The organism is Hyphococcus sp., from assembly GCF_965228385.1.
Taxonomy (GTDB): domain Bacteria; phylum Pseudomonadota; class Alphaproteobacteria; order Caulobacterales; family Parvularculaceae; genus Hyphococcus.
Genome location: NZ_OZ245810.1, coordinates 2,035,097 through 2,052,579, shown reverse-complemented (window position 1 = coordinate 2,052,579; position 17,483 = coordinate 2,035,097). Strand labels below are relative to the sequence as shown.

Annotated in this window: 16 protein-coding genes; all 16 read left to right on the top strand. The window is 60.2% G+C overall.

Features of this window, described 5'->3' with window-relative positions; translation table 11 throughout:
- Window positions 1–19: 19 nt before the first annotated feature.
- Complete coding sequence (locus ACQK2Q_RS09670) at window positions 20–502, top strand: division/cell wall cluster transcriptional repressor MraZ (protein WP_425409536.1); 483 nt, start codon at window positions 20–22, stop codon at window positions 500–502.
- Window positions 499–1,506 (top strand): 16S rRNA (cytosine(1402)-N(4))-methyltransferase RsmH, encoded by a 1,008-nt coding sequence (gene rsmH, locus ACQK2Q_RS09665; RefSeq protein ID WP_425409535.1) that lies wholly within the window; start codon window positions 499–501, stop codon window positions 1,504–1,506. Before ACQK2Q_RS09670 ends, rsmH begins: the two co-directional genes overlap by 4 nt.
- 1 nt (window position 1,507) lies before the next feature.
- On the top strand, window positions 1,508–1,891 hold the full coding sequence (gene ftsL, locus ACQK2Q_RS09660; protein ID WP_425409534.1) for a cell division protein FtsL: 384 nt from the start codon (window positions 1,508–1,510) through the stop codon (window positions 1,889–1,891).
- A 21-nt stretch (window positions 1,892–1,912) separates the two neighbouring features.
- Window positions 1,913–3,691, top strand: coding sequence for a peptidoglycan D,D-transpeptidase FtsI family protein (locus tag ACQK2Q_RS09655; RefSeq protein ID WP_425409533.1), 1,779 nt, complete (start codon window positions 1,913–1,915; stop codon window positions 3,689–3,691).
- Window positions 3,688–5,139: a UDP-N-acetylmuramoyl-L-alanyl-D-glutamate--2,6-diaminopimelate ligase gene (locus tag ACQK2Q_RS09650; RefSeq protein ID WP_425409532.1), complete on the top strand. Its 1,452-nt coding sequence runs from the start codon at window positions 3,688–3,690 to the stop codon at window positions 5,137–5,139. The genes ACQK2Q_RS09655 and ACQK2Q_RS09650 overlap by 4 nt, the downstream gene beginning before the upstream one ends.
- A complete protein-coding gene (locus tag ACQK2Q_RS09645) occupies window positions 5,136–6,596 on the top strand; it encodes a UDP-N-acetylmuramoylalanyl-D-glutamyl-2,6-diaminopimelate--D-alanyl-D-alanine ligase (protein WP_425409531.1) in 1,461 nt (486 codons plus the stop codon). Before ACQK2Q_RS09650 ends, ACQK2Q_RS09645 begins: the two co-directional genes overlap by 4 nt.
- Window positions 6,597–7,730 carry a phospho-N-acetylmuramoyl-pentapeptide-transferase gene (gene mraY, locus ACQK2Q_RS09640; RefSeq protein WP_425409530.1) on the top strand — a complete coding sequence of 378 codons (1,134 nt, stop codon included), beginning with the start codon at window positions 6,597–6,599 and terminating at the stop codon, window positions 7,728–7,730. It abuts the gene before it with no gap.
- Window positions 7,731–7,741: 11 nt separating this feature from the next.
- Entirely contained in the window at window positions 7,742–9,154 is a 1,413-nt protein-coding gene (gene murD, locus ACQK2Q_RS09635; RefSeq protein ID WP_425409529.1) for a UDP-N-acetylmuramoyl-L-alanine--D-glutamate ligase, read from the top strand.
- Window positions 9,151–10,287 (top strand): FtsW/RodA/SpoVE family cell cycle protein, encoded by a 1,137-nt coding sequence (locus tag ACQK2Q_RS09630; protein ID WP_425409528.1) that lies wholly within the window; start codon window positions 9,151–9,153, stop codon window positions 10,285–10,287. The genes murD and ACQK2Q_RS09630 overlap by 4 nt, the downstream gene beginning before the upstream one ends.
- Window positions 10,284–11,384: a UDP-N-acetylglucosamine--N-acetylmuramyl-(pentapeptide) pyrophosphoryl-undecaprenol N-acetylglucosamine transferase gene (locus tag ACQK2Q_RS09625; protein WP_425409527.1), complete on the top strand. Its 1,101-nt coding sequence runs from the start codon at window positions 10,284–10,286 to the stop codon at window positions 11,382–11,384. The genes ACQK2Q_RS09630 and ACQK2Q_RS09625 overlap by 4 nt, the downstream gene beginning before the upstream one ends.
- A 208-nt stretch (window positions 11,385–11,592) precedes the next feature.
- A complete protein-coding gene (murC, locus tag ACQK2Q_RS09620; protein ID WP_425411141.1) occupies window positions 11,593–12,996 on the top strand; it encodes a UDP-N-acetylmuramate--L-alanine ligase in 1,404 nt (467 codons plus the stop codon).
- Window position 12,997: 1 nt separating this feature from the next.
- Entirely contained in the window at window positions 12,998–13,426 is a 429-nt protein-coding gene (locus ACQK2Q_RS09615; RefSeq protein ID WP_425409526.1) for a hypothetical protein, read from the top strand.
- Complete coding sequence (murB, locus tag ACQK2Q_RS09610) at window positions 13,426–14,349, top strand: UDP-N-acetylmuramate dehydrogenase (RefSeq protein ID WP_425409525.1); 924 nt, start codon at window positions 13,426–13,428, stop codon at window positions 14,347–14,349. Before ACQK2Q_RS09615 ends, murB begins: the two co-directional genes overlap by 1 nt.
- Window positions 14,346–15,272 carry a D-alanine--D-alanine ligase gene (locus ACQK2Q_RS09605; RefSeq protein ID WP_425409524.1) on the top strand — a complete coding sequence of 309 codons (927 nt, stop codon included), beginning with the start codon at window positions 14,346–14,348 and terminating at the stop codon, window positions 15,270–15,272. The genes murB and ACQK2Q_RS09605 overlap by 4 nt, the downstream gene beginning before the upstream one ends.
- The gene (locus tag ACQK2Q_RS09600; RefSeq protein ID WP_425409523.1) at window positions 15,260–16,123 is read left to right on the top strand and encodes a cell division protein FtsQ/DivIB; all 864 of its coding nucleotides are present in this window, start codon (window positions 15,260–15,262) and stop codon (window positions 16,121–16,123) included. Before ACQK2Q_RS09605 ends, ACQK2Q_RS09600 begins: the two co-directional genes overlap by 13 nt.
- Before the next feature lie 38 nt (window positions 16,124–16,161).
- On the top strand, window positions 16,162–17,442 hold the full coding sequence (ftsA, locus tag ACQK2Q_RS09595; protein WP_425409522.1) for a cell division protein FtsA: 1,281 nt from the start codon (window positions 16,162–16,164) through the stop codon (window positions 17,440–17,442).
- Window positions 17,443–17,483 lie beyond the last annotated feature (41 nt).

The following is a 17,483-nucleotide window of genomic DNA, read 5'->3' as shown; positions in this document are numbered from 1 at the left end:
CGCGGCGGAGGGTTGGAACATGCGGCGCGCGGCGGGGGCCCGGTTTTTCGGGTCCTATGTCAACAAGATTGATGCGAAAGGGCGGCTGGCGACGCCGGCGCTGTTCCGGCGCGCGCTTGGCATGCCGGAAGAAAACGTCATCTATTGCGCGCCGTCCACTGAAGAGCCGTGTATTGAATGCGGCGGCGCGGATTACATCGATAATTTGATGGAGATGATCGACCAGCTCGATCCTTTTTCTCCCAGACGCGTCAGCCTCGAGCGGATTTTTGCAACTCAAATGACGCCGCTCTCCGCCGACAAGGAAGGGCGGATCAATTTGCCGGACGCATTGCGCAAGCATGCGAAACTGGACGGCGAAGCTCTTTTCGCCGGGCATGTGCGGTCTTTCCAGATCTGGAACCCGGAAATTTTCGCCGAAGCGCTTGAAGAGGCGAAAAAGATTTCGAGCGAAGCGCGTCTTTCATTGCGCAACCCCGCGCCGGCGGGAGTGGGCGCATGACCGCATCGCCGCACACGCCCGTCATGCTGAAGGAAGTGCTCGCCGCGCTCGCGCCCCGCGATGGCGGAATTTACGTTGACGCAACGTTCGGCGCCGGGGGTTACGCCCGCGCCATTCTCAACGCCGCCGATTGCACCGTCTACGGATTTGATCGCGATCCAACGGCGATTGATCGGGCAAAGGAATTGACCAAGCAATTCGCCGGACGGTTGATCCTGATCAACAGGCCGTTCGGCGAAATGCGCGAGGCGCTGGAAGAAGCGGGCGTCGAAGTCGTCGACGGCGTCGTCTTTGATCTTGGCGTTTCCTCCATGCATCTGGACGAAGCGCATCGCGGATTTTCATTCCGATATGACGGGCCGTTGTCCATGCGTATGGATTTGGGCAAGCCCGACGCGGCCGACGTCATCGAAAAGGCGGAAGTGCGCGATCTGGCTGCGATCTTTCGATCTTACGGCGAAGAAAAAAGAGCCGGCCAGCTAGCAAAAGCCATCGTCGCTGCGCGCGAAACCGCGCCGATTAAAACGACAGGACGGCTCGCGGGCATTATCGAAAGCGCGACGCCGCAATCGGCGCGCAAAAAGATTCATCCGGCGACCCGGGCTTTTCAGGCGCTCAGGATTTTTGTGAATGACGAGCTGGGTCAGCTTGTTGCGGGGCTGCGTGCGGCGGAACGGTTATTGCGCCCGGCCGGGCGGCTCGTCGCGGTGACATTCCATTCGCTGGAAGATCGCATCGTAAAGCGCTTTCTCGCGGGCGGGGAAGCTGCCAAAGGCGGGGGCTCGCGTCATTTGCCGCCGGCGGATGTTGCGCCGTTAGCATTCGATCTCGTTTATCCGAAAGCCATAGCAGCATCCCGGAATGAAGCGCAGGAAAACCCGCGCGCACGATCCGCAAAGCTTCGGGCGGGCGCGCGCACCGGCGCCGCGCCGCTCGCGATTGATGAAGCAAGTCTTGGACTTCCCAAACTCTTAGAGTTATCCTTTTTAAACGGAGGCGTATAAAATGATCCGTATTACGACTATATTTTTATGTTTTGTGCTGGCTGCCGCTGCTTTCGGCCGCTATAAAGCGGAGGTTTCTGTGCGGGAGTTGCGCAAGGAAATTGACAGCATCGAGACCAGCCAAGTTGAGGAGTTGCGCTCCATCCAGATGCTGCGGGCCGAGATCGCCTATCTTGAAAACCCGGAACGGCTGGCGAAAATCGCTGATATGAAAACGACGCTGCGTCCGTCTGAAGGCGAGCAGTTGCAAAACGCGCAGGAATTTGCCGTTGCTTTCGGTCTTGAAGAGGCCGCGCCTGGGGATGACGAGCCTGCAAGCGACGTGATTCTCAACGCCATGGCCATGGCGCAACTGACGGAAGCGGAAAAGATCAACGCCCGCTAATCGAAAAGGAATTCGCGCAAGGTGTTTGGCGGAAAGCATAAACGGGAAAAGCCAAGAGCTTATATTATCTCGGAAGCGAGCGAGACGCCGGACGATGCGCCGACGATGAATGTGCGGGCGTCGGGCGCGCGCGGGCGCATCGCCGAGCGTGCGCGCATGCGCGTCATGATGTGTGCGGTTGTATTCGTGTTTATTTTCGCCTCGCTGGGCGTCAGGCTTGCCTTTATATCATTCGGGCAAATCAGTCCTGATCGGTTTTATGCGCAGCAAAACGCCGAAGATGCGCCGCGCCCGGAAATCGTTGATCGAAACGGCGCGCTGCTGGCAACGGACTTGCCGGTGATCGCGCTGGAGATCGCCGGCCGGGAAGTGTGGGACGCCGGCGAGACGGCCCAGAAGCTTGCCGGCGTGTTGCCGGAGATCGACCCCGTCGGCCTTACGCTTGAACTGGAAGAGGGGCGTTACGTGGAAGTCCGCTCGGATTTGACGCCGGCGGAAAGACAGGCGATTTTCGATCTTGGTCTGCCGGGCGTGCGCTTTGCGGCGCGTGTCGACAGATTTTATCCGCAGGCTGATCTGGCTGCGCATGTGATCGGACATGACGAACCCGGAAAAGGCGGCGTCATGGGGCTTGAGCGCGTCGCCAACCGGTATGGCCGCGTGAATGCGCAGGGCGCGCCGTTGCGCGCGTCCATCGATATTCGCGTGCAGCAGGTTCTCGAAGAAGAATTGAGAACGTCAATGGACACCTTCCTCGCCGAAGCCGCGTGGGGCGCTGTGATGGACGTGGAGACGGGTGAAATTCTCGCGCTCGCCAATGTTCCTGATTTCGATCCGAACGAACCGGGCGCCGCACCGGACGATTCTCGCCGCAATCGCGCCACTTACGACAATTATGAACTCGGCTCGGCGTTCAAGATATTCACCGCGGCGTCGGTGATGGAAAACGGCCTGGCGGGCGAGGGAACGGTATATGATGCGCGCGGCAGTTTCCGGGTCGCTGACCGGAACATTAGGGATTTTCACGGCGAGAACCGGGTTTTGACCTTGTCGGAAGTCGTCCAGCACTCATCCAATATCGGCGCCGCGCGCATGGCGGTCGATCTTGGCGTGAAAGAGCAGCGCCGGTTCTTGAAAGAGCTTGGGTTATTTGACGCCCTGCCGATTGAACTCAATGAAAACCGTGCGCCGCAATTGCCTGGCCAATGGGGGCCGGTCGAATCCGCGACGATTTCGTACGGGCACGGTATTTCGATAACGCCTTTGCATCTTCTTGCGGCGTTTTCAGCGGTGGTGAATGGCGGCCAATACATAACGCCGACTTTTCTGTCGGCTGACGGAGCTCAACCCAGCGAAGATGTCTTCAGCGAAGAGACAAGCGCGGCCATGCGCCGCGTGCTGCGCCGCGTAATCACGGACGGAACCGCCACATACGCTGAGGCGCAGGGCTATTTTCCCATTGGAAAGACAGCGACCGCTGACAAGGTGTCTGAAAATGGCGGTTACGAAACGGATGCGCGCATTGCGAGTTTTGTCGGCGCCGTGCCCGGTTACGCGCCGCGCTATGCGGTGTTGATTACGCTCGATAATCCACAGGCGATCGAAGGCACGCATGGCTATGCGACAGCAGGCTGGAACGCCGCGCCCGCATTTTCACGGTTCGTGGAGCGGGCTGCGCCGCTTCTTGGCCTGACGCAAGTAAGTGAAACAATGGCGCTCGCCTCCTTTATTTCCGGCGCGCCGCCAAAGCTCCGCCGTCAGGCAAAGCTTGAGATCGAAGCGCCGGAGGCGGCGCGTTGAAACTGTCCGTCCTCTCCGGCGAGCCGTTCTCGCCCGATCCTGTCATCGCCGGAATGACCGCAGACAGCCGCGCCGTAGACCACGGCTTTCTGTTTGCGGCGCTGCCGGGCGTCAATATGGACGGCGCGGCATTCATTCCGCAGGCTGAAGAGCGCGGCGCCGCCGCTATTCTGGCGCGGCCGGGCGTAAAATCAAAATTGCCGATTATCGCCGATATAGAACCGCGTCGGCGCCTTGCGCAGATGGCGTCGCGATTTTATCCGCGCCAGCCGGAAACCATCGCCGGGATAACGGGCACCAATGGAAAGACATCCACGGCGCGATTTGCAGCGCAGCTATGGTCGCGGCTCGGGCGGGCGTCAGGCAGTCTCGGCACGCTCGGGGCCCAGGGCGCCGGTTATGAACGCAAGCTCATTCATACCACGCCCGATCCCGTGACGCTGCATGAAACATTGCAAGGGATGGCGGACGCCGGTGTGAATTATCTCGCCATGGAAGTGTCGAGTCACGGTCTTGCGCAGCACCGCGCCGACGGGGTGAAATTCAAGATCGCCGCTTTCACGAATATCACGCAGGACCATCTCGATTATCACGCGAGTTTCGACGACTATTTCGCCGCCAAGGCGCGGCTTTTCGATGAATTGCTGGCGGACGGCGGCGTTGTCGTCGTCAATGCCGACGGCGAGGGCGCGGAGCGTGTCATTCACGCTGCGAAAAAGCGCAAAATTCGTGTTTTGACGACAGGCGCCAACGGTGAAGATGTAAAGCTGCTGAGTTGTGAAGCCCATGCAACGGGACTTCGCATTGAAGTCGACGCATGCGGCCATCATTATACAGCCGACACGCACCTAATTGGCGATTTCCAGGCTGAAAACGCATTGCTGGCGGCCGGCATAGTGATCGCGTCGGGCGCAAGGCCCGGTGCGGTCATGCCTTGGCTATCAACTATTGAAGGCGCGCCGGGACGTATGCAGCACGTGGCAAGTTTGGGGCCATCAGATCAATCAAGAAGCGTATTCGTCGATTACGCCCATACGCCCGACGCCGTAGCGACGGCGCTGCAAGCGATCCGTCCGCACGCCAAAGGCCGCGTCATCGCTATCATCGGCGCCGGCGGCGACCGCGATAAAGCGAAGCGTTCATTGATGGGCGCGGCGGCGCAAGAAAACGCGGATGTTGTGATTGTCACCGATGACAATCCGCGAACGGAAGATCCTGCGGCGATCAGAAAGCAGGTCATGGAAGGCTCTCCTGACGCAATGGAAATCGCCGACAGGGGTGAGGCTATCGGGGCGGGGGTCGCGATGCTGGAAGCCGGCGACGTGCTGCTCATTCTGGGGAAAGGGCACGAAACCGGACAAGTGGTGGGTGATAAAACGTTGCCGTTCGATGACGCGCAAGTTGCTTCTCGCGCGCTCGCGAACCGCATCAGGGAGATCGGGCGATGACGCAGGCACTGGAAAAATTATGGACGGCGTATGAAGCGGCGGCGGCGACCGGCGGCGCGTTATGTTCGCGCGGCGGCGATCCGAAACGCTGGGAGGCGGAAGAGTGGGCCGCCGGCGGGATTTCGATCGACACGCGCACGCTGAAACCCGGCGATATATTTGTGGCGTTGCGCGATGCCCGCGACGGGCATGAATTTCTGAAAAACGCATTTGACGCCGGCGCCTGCGCCGCGCTGGTCGCCCGCGCCCCGAAAGATGCGCCGGAGGGCGCGCCCTTGCTCGTGGTCGGCGATACGCTCGAAGGGCTTCGCGATCTCGCCGCGGCCGCGCGCATGCGTAATTTCGGCAAACGCATCGCTGTGACAGGCAGCGCCGGCAAGACCAGTACGAAGGAAATCCTGCGCGCTATTCTCTCAGGCGCCGGCGCAGTGCATGCGGCTGACAAAAGTTTTAACAATCACTGGGGCGTGCCGCTGACGCTTGCGCGATTGCCCATGCATGCGGATTTCGGCGTTTTTGAAATCGGCATGAATCATCCGGGCGAGATCACGCCGCTTACCGGACTTGTCCGGCCCCATGCGGCGATCGTCACAACCGTCGCGGCGGCGCATCTGGAATTTTTTAAATCGGTCGAGGAAATCGCAGAAGCGAAAGCGGAGATTTTTTCCGGCCTCGCGCCCGGCGGCGTCGCTGTGTTGCCGTTCGACAATGAATTTTTTCCCTTGCTGAAAAAACGCGCGGAACAAGCCGGCGCGGCTTCATTTGTGACTTTCGGCGAAAAAGACGGCGCCGATTTCCAACTGCTCGATTATAAGGCGGAGGGCGTCGGCGCCCGGCTGAAAACGAAAATCAACGGCAAGCCTCACGTATTTTTCGCGGGCGCGCCGGGCCGTCACCAGGCGGCGAATATGCTGGCCGCCCTCGCGGCGGCTGAGGCAGTGGGCGCGCCGCTGGAAATGTGCATGAAGGCGCTTGCAGCCATAACGCCGGCGGAGGGGCGCGGCGCGCGCACCGCGATCACGCTCGATAATGGCGAAGCGACGCTTATTGATGAGAGCTATAACGCCAACCCGGCCTCGATGACGGCGGCTATCGGCCTTCTGGGCGCCAGCGAACCGGGGAAGGGCGGGCGGCGCATCGCCATTCTCGGCGAAATGCTGGAATTAGGACCGGAGGGCGCCGCGCTGCACGCCAACCTTTCCAAAGCTTTGGTTGCAGCGAAGGTTGACCGGGTTTACGCAGCGGGCGGTTTGATGCGCCATCTGTGGGATGCGCTGCCGCCGCAGATGCGCGGGCTGCATGCTGGCGACGCCGTCGGGCTCGTCGGGCCCGTACTGGACGCTGTGGCCGCAGGCGACATCGTCATGGTCAAAGGATCGAACGCCTCTAAAGTCAGCGCCGTTGCGCGCGCGTTGAAAGACAGCGGCAAACTGGAAGAAATAGAGGGCCGAGCCTAGATGTTGTATCACCTGCTGACGCCGCTGGCGGACGATTTTCAGCTGTTTAACGTATTCCGTTATTTGACGTTCCGCACCGGCGGGGCGGTGATGACCGCGCTGTTGATTGCGTTTTTGCTGGGCCCGTCGCTGATTCGCTGGATGCGGCGCAAGCAGGGGCGCGGTCAGCCGATTCGCGCCGACGGCCCGCAAAATCATATTATCGAAAAAGCCGGCACGCCCACCATGGGCGGCGTTTTGATCCTGCTGTCGCTGGTTGTGGCGACATTTTTGTGGGCCCGGCTCGACAATATATATGTGTGGATCGTCATGGGCGTGACGCTGGCTTTCGGCGCCCTCGGGTTTATCGACGACTATCTGAAAGTCACCAAGCAAACCGCGAGCGGCGTTGTCGGCAGTTTGAAACTTTCTGTGCAGTTCGCCGTTGCGCTGACCGCCGGCTGGTTTTGCATGGATGCGCTGGGCTCTGCGCCGGATGCGCCTGCGGGACTGGCGACCGCCGTGCCCGTGCCGTTTGTGCCGCTGGATATATTCCAGAACTGGTTCAGCGCACCGGGCGTGCCGCTCGGAATTTTCATTATTCCATTCGCCGCTTTCGTGATCGTCGGCGCGTCGAATACGGTGAACCTCACGGACGGGCTTGACGGGCTTGCAACCGTGCCGGTGATGATCGCCGCCGGCGCCTATGCGCTGATCGTCTATCTCGTGGGTAATGTTGTCTATGCGGAATATCTCGGCGTGCCTTACGTGCCGGGCGCCGGCGAGCTCGCGGTGATCTGTGGCGCGATAATCGGCGCGGGACTGGGATTTTTATGGTACAATGCGCCGCCCGCCGCGATCTTTATGGGCGACACCGGCTCGCTGGCGCTGGGCGGCGCTATCGGCGCGGTCGCCGTTGCGTCAAAACATGAAATCGTCCTCGCTATTGTCGGCGGGCTTTTCGTTCTCGAAGGATTGTCGGTGATGATTCAGATTGCGTCCTTCAAGCTGACCGGCAAGCGCGTTTTTCGCATGGCGCCCATCCATCATCATTTTGAGCATCTCGGCTGGAAAGAGTCGACGATCGTCATCCGATTCTGGATTATCGCCATGGTGCTAGCAATGATTGGCCTCGCCACGCTGAAATTGCGGTAGGGTAGGCGAATATGATTTTTATCCCTGACGTTAAACGAAAAAATATCGGCGTCTTCGGCCTTGGCGTTTCCGGCATCGCAACCTGCGAGGCGCTGGCGGCCTCCGGCGCGCGTGTTTATTCGTTCGATGAAAATCGTGCGGCGCGGGATAAAACTGCCGATACGGAATATCGCTGCGAGCACCCGAAAAACTGGCCGTGGAAAGACATGGAGGCGGTGATCGTCTCGCCCGGCGTGCCGCTCACGCATCCCAAACCGCACGCGATTGTCCGCAAGGCGCGCATGGAAAAAGTCCCGGTGATGGGCGATACGGAATTATTCGCCCGCGCGCTCAACCAGCTTGAGCCCCGCGCGCGGCCGCGCGTGGTCGGCGTCACCGGCTCCAACGGTAAATCAACCACAACCGCGTTGATCGGTCATATTCTGAAGCAGGCGGGCCATGATGTTTATGTGGGCGGCAATATCGGCGAAGCGGTGTTGTCGCTGCCGCCTTTTGAGAACGATGCGATTTATGTTCTGGAGTTGTCGTCGTTCCAGCTTGACCTGACCGAAAGCCTGCGGCTCGATGCCGCGGTGTTTATCAATCTGTCGCCGGATCATATTGAACGGCACGGCGACGTCACCGGATATCTCAGATCAAAAAAACGCATATTCGCCAATCAGACAAGCGATGATGTGGCGGTGGTGGGCGTCGATGACGATTACGCACAAAGTGTGTGTACGGAGTTAATGGCGCACAATGTCGCCGAAGTCCGGCCAGTATCGTCCGGCAGCGCACTGGGGCGCGGCGTTTACGCGCTGGATGGAAAAATCTACGTCAATCTTGACGGCAAGGCCCTGCTGGCGGGGGATCTTTCCGGCGCGCGGTCCTTGCGCGGTCCGCATAATCATCAAAACGCCGCGGCGGCGATAGCAGTCTGTGAAAAATTCGGCGTTTCGCCGGCGCTGGCCGTAAAGGCGGCCCACCGTTTCGAAGGGCTGGCGCACCGTCTGGAAGAGGTCGGGCGCAACGGCAAGGTGCTGTTCATCAATGATTCAAAAGCCACGAATGCTGACGCCGCCGCCCGCGCGCTTGGCGCGGTAAAAGATATATTCTGGATCGCCGGCGGCAAGCCGAAAGACGGCGGGGTCGAAAGCTTGAAACCGATGATGGACAGGGTGCGCACCGCGTATCTCATCGGCGAAGCGGCGGCGCAGTTCGAAGAGCAGTTGCGCGGCAGCGTGCATTGCGTACTGTGCGGGGATCTTGAAAACGCTGTCGGCGCGGCAAGCGCGGACGCGGCGATGTCGGAGGCGAAAAACCCTGTGGTTCTCCTCTCGCCGGCTTGCGCATCCTACGATCAGTTCAAGAATTTCGCCGAACGGGGCGATAAATTCCGCGAGCTTGTTGCACAACTCGCCTCAACCAATGGAGCGGCGGCGTGAAACGTTTATCGCGTTTGGATGACTCTCCGTTTGCCCGTTTGTGGTGGTCCATCGACAGGCCAAGCCTTGCAATCCTGTCGCTGATCATCGTGATCGGTTTTGTCGTGCTGATGGCGGCGGGCCCTTCTGCTGCGGCGCGCATCAGCGGCGTCGGTGAATTTCATTTTCCCGTTCGCCAGTTGATTTTTCTCGCGCCGACGCTGTTTCTCATCATGGCCCTGTCGTTCCTGACGCCGCTGCAGGCGCGACGGCTTGGCGTCATCGTGTTTTTCGGCGCGCTTTTCGGCATGCTGCTTGTCCTTTTGTTTTCGGGCGAGGTGAACGGCGCGAAACGATGGCTGTATCTTGGCGGTTTTTCCCTGCAGCCATCAGAGTTCGCAAAGCCGGGTTTTGTGATCGCCGCCGCATGGATGCTGGCGGAGGGCGCGCGCGATCCCAAATTTCCGGGCGGCGCTGTGGCGATCGGTCTTTACGGCTTATTCGCAATGCTGCTTTTGCTGCAGCCCGATTTTGGTCAGTGGGCGCTCGTCACCGCTGTCTGGGCGGTGATGTTCTTTGTGGCAGGATGGAGCTGGCTGTGGATCGCCGCGCTCGGCGTCACCAGCATGGGCGCGCTCGCGGCGGGCTATGTGTTTTCCGATCACGTCGCGGCCCGCGTCGATGGATTTTTAAAGCCCGGCGCGACAGAAACCTATCAGGTGGATCGCGCGGTGGAGACCATCGCCAATGGCGGGCTGATCGGGCGCGGCGATGCGGCGTCGATGAAAGGCGCGCTTCCCGATGCGCACGCAGATTTTATCTTTGCTGTGGCGGGCGAGGAATTCGGCTTCATGCTCGCGGTGTTCATCATTTTGCTGTTCGCGATTTTTACCGGCCGCGTCATGGCGGTGGCGGCGGGGTTGAAATCCGTTTTCGCACAGTGCGCGGTGACAGGGCTTGCGGCGCTGATCGGCTTTCAGGCGATTATCAATATCGGCGTTTCGCTGCGCGCACTGCCGGCGAAAGGCATGACCCTGCCGTTCATCTCCTATGGCGGCTCGTCGCTGCTGGCGACGGGGCTGACGGTCGGGCTAATTTTCGCGCTGACGCGCACGCATCAGGGCGTCTTCCGGCGCAAGGACATCATGCCGTGAATATAGACGGCCCCATAGCATTGGCGGCGGGCGGCACGGGCGGACACTTGTTTCCCGCCGAGGCGCTGGCGCAGGAACTGAAGCGTCGCGGTCACCAGGTGCTCTTGGTGACGGACGGGCGGGGCGCGCGATATGCGCAAAATTTTCCGGCTGACGAGCGTTTTGAGATTTCCGCCGCCACGCCGTCCATCGGCGGACCGGTGGCGAAAGCGGCGTCCGCCGTTTCCATTGCGGCGGGTCTTTTTACCTCGCTGCGTGAATTCCGGAAGCGCAAACCCGCCGCCGCGGTCGGGTTCGGCGGCTATCCATCGCTGCCCGCCATGAAGGCGGCTGAGTTGATGCGCATCCCTTATGGCGTACACGAACAAAATGGCGTGCTTGGCCGCGCCAACCGCCTGCTTGTCAAGAGCGCCTATTTTACCGCGCATGCGTTTCCGGTGCTGGAAAAACTGCCCAGCGGCGTCGCGCCCATTGAAGTGGGCAATCCGGTTCGCGACGCCGTTGCGGCCGTTGAAGGCGCCGCCTATCCCTCGCTTGACGGCGACATCAATCTGTTGATTTTCGGGGGCTCGCAAGGCGCCAGTATTTTTTCCGATGCGCCGGTGAAAGCGATTGCGGGATTTCCGGAAAGTCTGCGCCAGCGCCTGGTCGTTACGCATCAGGCGCGCGAAGGCGAGAGCGACGCGGTGAAAGCCGCCTATAACGTTGCCGGCGTGCGCGCCCATGTGGGGGCGTTTTTCGCCGACTTGCCGGAACGCATGGCCAAGGCGCATCTCGTGATCTCCCGCGCGGGCGCCTCTACGGTGACGGAGCTTTCCGCCATCGGCCGCCCGTCGATCCTTGTGCCGCTCGCCATCGCCATGGACGATCACCAGACCGGCAACGCCCGCGCGCTCGCTGATAAGAAGGCCGCCGTGATTTTGCCTGAAAATGAATTTAACCAATATGAGCTTGCCGCGCCGCTGGAAGCGCTCTTGACCAATTCGGAACGGCTAAAGAGCATGGCCGAAGCCGCAAAAGGCGCGGTCAAATCCGGCGCCGCGTCGCGGCTTGCGGATCTGGTTGAAAATATCGCTGCGCAAAAGCAGGCGGCGTGAAGTAAAGTATAAAGAAGGTATTCGTTGACGACATGCCCCCGTATCCTTCGAGACACAAAAATCCTTCATCCTGAGGGCGAACGAAGTTCGCGTCTCGAAGGGCGAAGGATTTTTGCTCCTCAGGATGAAGGGGCGTAAGAGTCCCGCAACCAAGTTTAAGAATATGAGTAAAGATCAATATTCGAAAATCGATCCGCCGAAGATCAAGGTGCGGCTGCCCTTCGGCGCCGGCGTCGTGCATTTTGTCGGCATTGGCGGCATCGGCATGAGCGGCATCGCCGATGTGATGCGCAATCTCGGCTACGACGTGCGCGGGTCCGACGTCGCCGACGGGCCGAACGTGCAGCGTCTTCGCGACAAGGGCGTCCCGATTGTCATCGGGCACAAGCCTGAAAATATCGACGGCGCCGATGCGGTCATCATCTCAACGGCGATCAGGCGCGATAATCCGGAGGTCGCCGCCGCCCGCGCGCGCCACATTCCGGTGGTGAAACGCGCCGACATGCTGGCCGAACTGATGCGCCTTAAATGGACCGTGTCGGTCGCAGGCACCCACGGGAAAACCACGACAACGACCATGGTCGCCGCGCTCTTGGATGAAGCCAACCTCGACCCGACGGTCATCAATGGCGGCGTCATCAACGCCTACGGCGCCAATGCGCGCATCGGCGAGGGCGACTGGATGGTTGTGGAGGCGGATGAAAGCGACGGCACATTCATCCGTCTGCCGACGACAGTTGCTATCGTCACCAATATCGATCCGGAGCACCTGGATCACTGGGGCGGTTTTGAGAATTTGCGCAACGCCTTCGACATCTTCATCGAGAACACGCCGTTTTACGGCTTCGGCGTTGTCTGCCTCGATCATCCTGAGGTGCAGGCGCTGGTGGGGCGCGTCACGGACAGGCGGCTTATCACCTACGGCGTCAATCCGCAGGCGGATGTTCGCGCTGCGAATATGCGGTTCGAGGACGGCGCGTCCGTTTACGACATTATCTTTCGCGAAGGCGGCGCCGAGCTCGGGCGCATCGACAATGTGAAACTCCCTATGCCCGGCGCGCATAACGTATTGAACTCGCTGCCCGCCGCGATTGTCGCCAAACGCCTTGGCGCCTCTGATGCGCAGATAAAATCGGGCTTTGCAAAATTCTCAGGCGTTAAGCGGCGGTTCTCCCCTGCGGGCGAGTGGAAAGGCGTTGCGATCATCGACGATTACGGCCACCACCCGGCGGAGATCGCGGCGGTCCTGCGCGCCGCGCGCAATATTGCGTCAGGCAAGGTCATCGCCGTCGTACAGCCGCACCGGTATTCGCGCCTGCAGAACCTGTTCGACGAGTTTTGCGCCTGCCTCAACGAAGCCGACGTGGCGCTGATCGCGGATGTTTACGCCGCGGGCGAGGACCCGCTTCAGGGGTTTGACCGCGACAGTTTCGTCGCCGGTCTGATGAGTCACGGCCATCGCGATGCGCGCGCGCTGAAGAGTTTCGACGATTTACCGCGCATCATCGCCGAGACGGCGGAGCCGGGCGATTATGTCATCTGCCTCGGCGCGGGCGACATCACAAAACATGCGGATGCGCTGGCGGGTGAATTGGCGCAAGTGAAGACATAGCATGAAAGCACTATTCAGTATATTTGGATTAAGTATTGCTGCCTTTTCAACGGTCGCATTTGCTTGCGAGTGTGTGGGATTTAGCTCTATCGAAGAGCATGTTGAAGCGGCGGACGCAATATTCCTTGCCAATGCTGTGGAAACTTACTCTATCGAGATTCCGCCCAATAAAATTATCGAAGATCATGTCACTCAATTCGAAGTTATTGAAGTACTAAAAGGTGACGTTGGCGATGAAGTTTCTATCTTCCATTATGTTTATCCTGGTGCCTGCGAAGTTATTTTCGAGCCGGGTAAAATCTATGAAGTATTTGCGCTAACTCGTAATGACGGTGAAATGAAAACCTCGAACTGTATCCTTGCGCCATACGAGAGAGAGCATTTTAATTGGGGTTGGAAAGACTACAGAAAAGTCGCCAACAATCATTAATGTCCTCTCGCATCACCCCATCCAACCTCCCAAACGTCCGCGGAAAATATGTCGAGAACGCGGACCTCTCCGCGCTCACATGGTTTCGCGTGGGCGGGCTGGCGGATGTGTTGTTCATGCCCGCCGATGAAGAAGACCTTTCACATTTTCTGAAAGAGACGCCGGAGGAAATTCCGGTTTACGTCATGGGCGTCGGTTCGAACCTGCTGGTGCGCGACGGCGGCGTGCGCGGCGTCGTCATCCGTTTCGGCTCGCCATTCCGGCAGGTGCATGTTGAGGGGATGCGCGTCACCGCAGGCGCGGGTTGCATTGATGCGCAAGTCGCAAAACGCGCCGCGCAAGAGGGCGTTGGGGGGCTGGAATTCTTTCGCGGCGTGCCCGGCACTATCGGCGGCGCCATCCGCATGAACGCCGGCGCTTATGGCGGCGAAGTCAAGGACGTGCTGGTCGAGGCTGTCGCCTATGACCGGCAAGGCAAAAACCACGTGCTCTCAAACGCCGATTTCGGCTTTTCCTATCGCCACTCGTCGGCGCCAGAGGAATTGATCTTCACCAGCGCCACATTTGAAGGCGCGCCGGACGAGCCCGACGCCATCATCGCGCGCATGGACAAGATCAGCGCCGAGCGCGAAGCCTCTCAGCCGATCCGCGAGCGCACCGGCGGATCGACATTCGCCAATCCCGATCCGGAAAAATCCGGCGGGCGAAAAGCCTGGCAACTGATTGATGAGATTGGCGGGCGCGGGCGCATTGTCGGCGACGCGCAGGTTTCCGAGCGGCACTGCAATTTCATGATCAATCGCGGCGACGCCACAGCGGCGGATCTGGAGGAGTTAATAGAGTCTTTACGTAAAGATGTCTTAACCGAAACAGGCGTTGAGTTGCGCTGGGAAATCAAGCGCATCGGAGAAGCGAGGCGATGACAAGAAAGTATAACCGCATCGCAGTCCTGAAAGGCGGCTGGTCGCCGGAGCGCGAGGTTTCGCTCGTATCCGGCGCGGCGGCGGCGAAAGCGCTACGCGAGGCCGGATATGAATCCTACGAGATCGACGTTGATCGCGACATCGCCTTGCGCCTCGCCGAAGCGAAACCCGACGCCGTTTTCAATGCGCTGCATGGCCAGTGGGGCGAGGATGGCTGCGTGCAGGGGCTGCTTGAGGTGATGGACATTCCCTACACCCATTCCGGCGTGCTCGCCTCGTCGCTCGCCATGGACAAGCAGCGCGCGAAAGCCGTCTTCGAAGACATGAAAATTCCGTCGCCTTTCGGCGTGATCGTCTCTCGGGAAGAGGCCGCCGGCGGCAAGGTGATGCCGGCGCCTTACGTCATCAAACCGAATGCGCAGGGCTCTTCGGTCGGCGTGTTTATTGTGCGCGAAGGCGACAACCGCCCGCCGGCGGAGCTGACGTCGAAAGAATGGTCGCTGGGCGATGACGTGCTGGTCGAAAAATTCATACCGGGACGCGAACTGACGGTTTCGGTGATGGGCGATCGGGCCTTGTGCGTTACGGAAATTTCCACGGCGCTCACCTTTTACGATTATGAAGCGAAATACGCTTCGGGCGGTTCAAGCCATGTTCTGCCGGCGGATATTCCGGCGGACGTCACCGAACAATGCCTCGATATGGCGCTGAAAGCGCATCAATCGCTCGGCTGCCGCGGTCTGTCGCGCGCCGATTTCCGCTACGATGAAAACGCCGAGGGTGAAAAAGTTTTCTGTCTTGAAGTGAACACGCAACCAGGCCTGACGCCGACATCCCTGTCGCCGGAGCAGGCCGCGCATCTCGGGATTTCATTCCCTGAGCTTTGCGCCTGGATGGTGGAGGACGCCTCATGCCAAAGGTGAAAAAGAAACCTGCGCGGAAAAAATCGGCGCGTAAAAAACAAACCGGCTTTTTTGACCGTATCGCCAATGTGTGGACGCGCTTTTCACACGCCGCGCTCGCCGGTTCCGTTCTGATTGCGCTGATCGCCATCGCATTTTTATGGGCGGGCGGCTATGTCGGTCTGGCGGGAGAAAAACTGAACCGCGTGGCGGGTAACGGCGCCGTCTCGGCGGGGCTGGAAATTACGCGCATTACGGCGCGCGGCGTGTCGCAGACCGCAGAGCAGGATGTGTTAAACGCTGTCGGACCCGTCATTGGCTCTTCTATTGTGCATTTTGACCCGGACAGGGCCCGCGCAGCGGTGGAGCAACTCGGCTGGGTACGCACGGCCGCCGTATCAAGGCTGTTGCCGAATACGGTGCATGTGTCGGTGCGCGAGCGCGCCCCCGCCGCCGTTTGGCAGCTTTCCGGCGAATTGCATTTGATTGATGATGAGGGCGCCGTGATCCGCCAGGTCAACGCCTATGAATATGCGGACCTGCCGCTGATTGTCGGCGCTGGGGCGCCGGATGCGGCGAGCAGCATGTTGCAGGCGCTGCAGGACGAGCCGATATTGTGGGGCCGCGCGTCCGCGCTGATACGCGTCAGCGACAGGCGCTGGAACTTGAAAACGCGCGAGGGCGTTGACATTAAATTTCCGGAAATGGGAGAACGCGACGCAGTGCGCTATCTCGCCCGGCTTCAGGAAGAGCTTCTCTTGCTTGACGAGCCGCTCGAATATGTCGATCTTCGAAACCCGGAAAACTTCGTCTACAGACGAAAAGGCGCGGCGCCGGCGGAAGAGCCTTTGGGGCGGTTGCGCGATCAATAAACTCAAGACGCCAAAACCTTGGCGGTAAAGGACAGGGCGTGGCGACGTTTCGAAAAGCCGGCAGGCGAAAAAAAGACGAGACCCTTGCGGCGGCGTTGGATTTCGGCGCGTCGAAAGTCGCCTGTTTCATTGCGCGCATTACCCTGGAAGACGGGTTCGCGCCGCATGCTGAAATTATCGGCGTTGGCCGCCACGGGGTCGGGCAAAGAGGACGCGCCAGTCCGGATGAGCTGGAAAAGGGCGTGCGCAACGCTGTCGAACTGGCTGAACGCATGGCCGGCGAAGAGGTGCGCCGCGTGATCGTCAGCGTGCCGGGCAAGCATCTGCGCGGGCGCCGGATCGGCGTCGATCTGGAAATCGCGGGCGGCGTTGTTACGCAGGAAGATGTCGACGACTCACTGGCGGAAGGCGCGAAAATCGCAAACCCGCCCGATTGCGCGCCCTTGCACGCCATGCCGACGGGATTCAAGGTGGATGGCGAGGACGGGTTCAGCGATCCTGTCGGGTTCTCAGCATCGATGCTGTCGACGGAGATGTTCGCCGTCAGCGCCCGGCAGAGTTTTCTCGACAATATGGCTGACCTGATCGAGCGCTGTGATCTCCAGGTCGATGAGTTTGTCGCCGCGCCGTTCGCCGCCGCTGAAGCGGTGCTGCTGGATGATGAAAAAGAGCTTGGCGTCTTGCTAATCGATATCGGCGCCGCGTCCACGGGGTACGCCGTCTATGACAACGCAGCCCTTGTCGCCTGCGGCGGCGTCGCTGCGGGCGGCGGGCACATCACGCGCGACATCGCCCAGATTTTCGGCGCGCCGCTGGCGCATGCGGAGCGGATAAAAACGCTATACGGGTCGGCGCTGATGGGTCCCGGGGATGAGCACCGGTTTATCGATTTCCCGCAGCTTGGCGCTTCGGACGAGACCGTTCGCGCCTCGCGCGCCGATATATGCGAGGTGATCCTGCCGCGGCTGGAAGAAATTCTGGAAATGGTGGCCGAACAATTGCCTGACGATCCGATGCGCCGCTCAGGACTGCGCCGCGTCGTGTTGACCGGCGGCGGCTCGCTTCTCGTGGGGGCGCGCGAAGTCGCCGAACGCACGCTCGCCATGAAAAGCAGGCTTGGCCGCCCTGCGCCAATCCCCGGCTCGCCCGAGGCGGCGGGCGCCCCGGCGTTTTCCGTCTGCGCGGGTCTCGTTCAGTATTACGCAAATTTAGGCCGGATGCATGAAAACGGTCTTGGCGTTTTGCGCCAATCACTTCATGCAGGAAATCAATCGTCCGTGCTCGGCGGGGTTGAAGCTTGGCTGCGGGCAAAGTTTTAAGAATTTAATTTTTTCGTTAAGGCCGCGTTAACCTTTTGGAA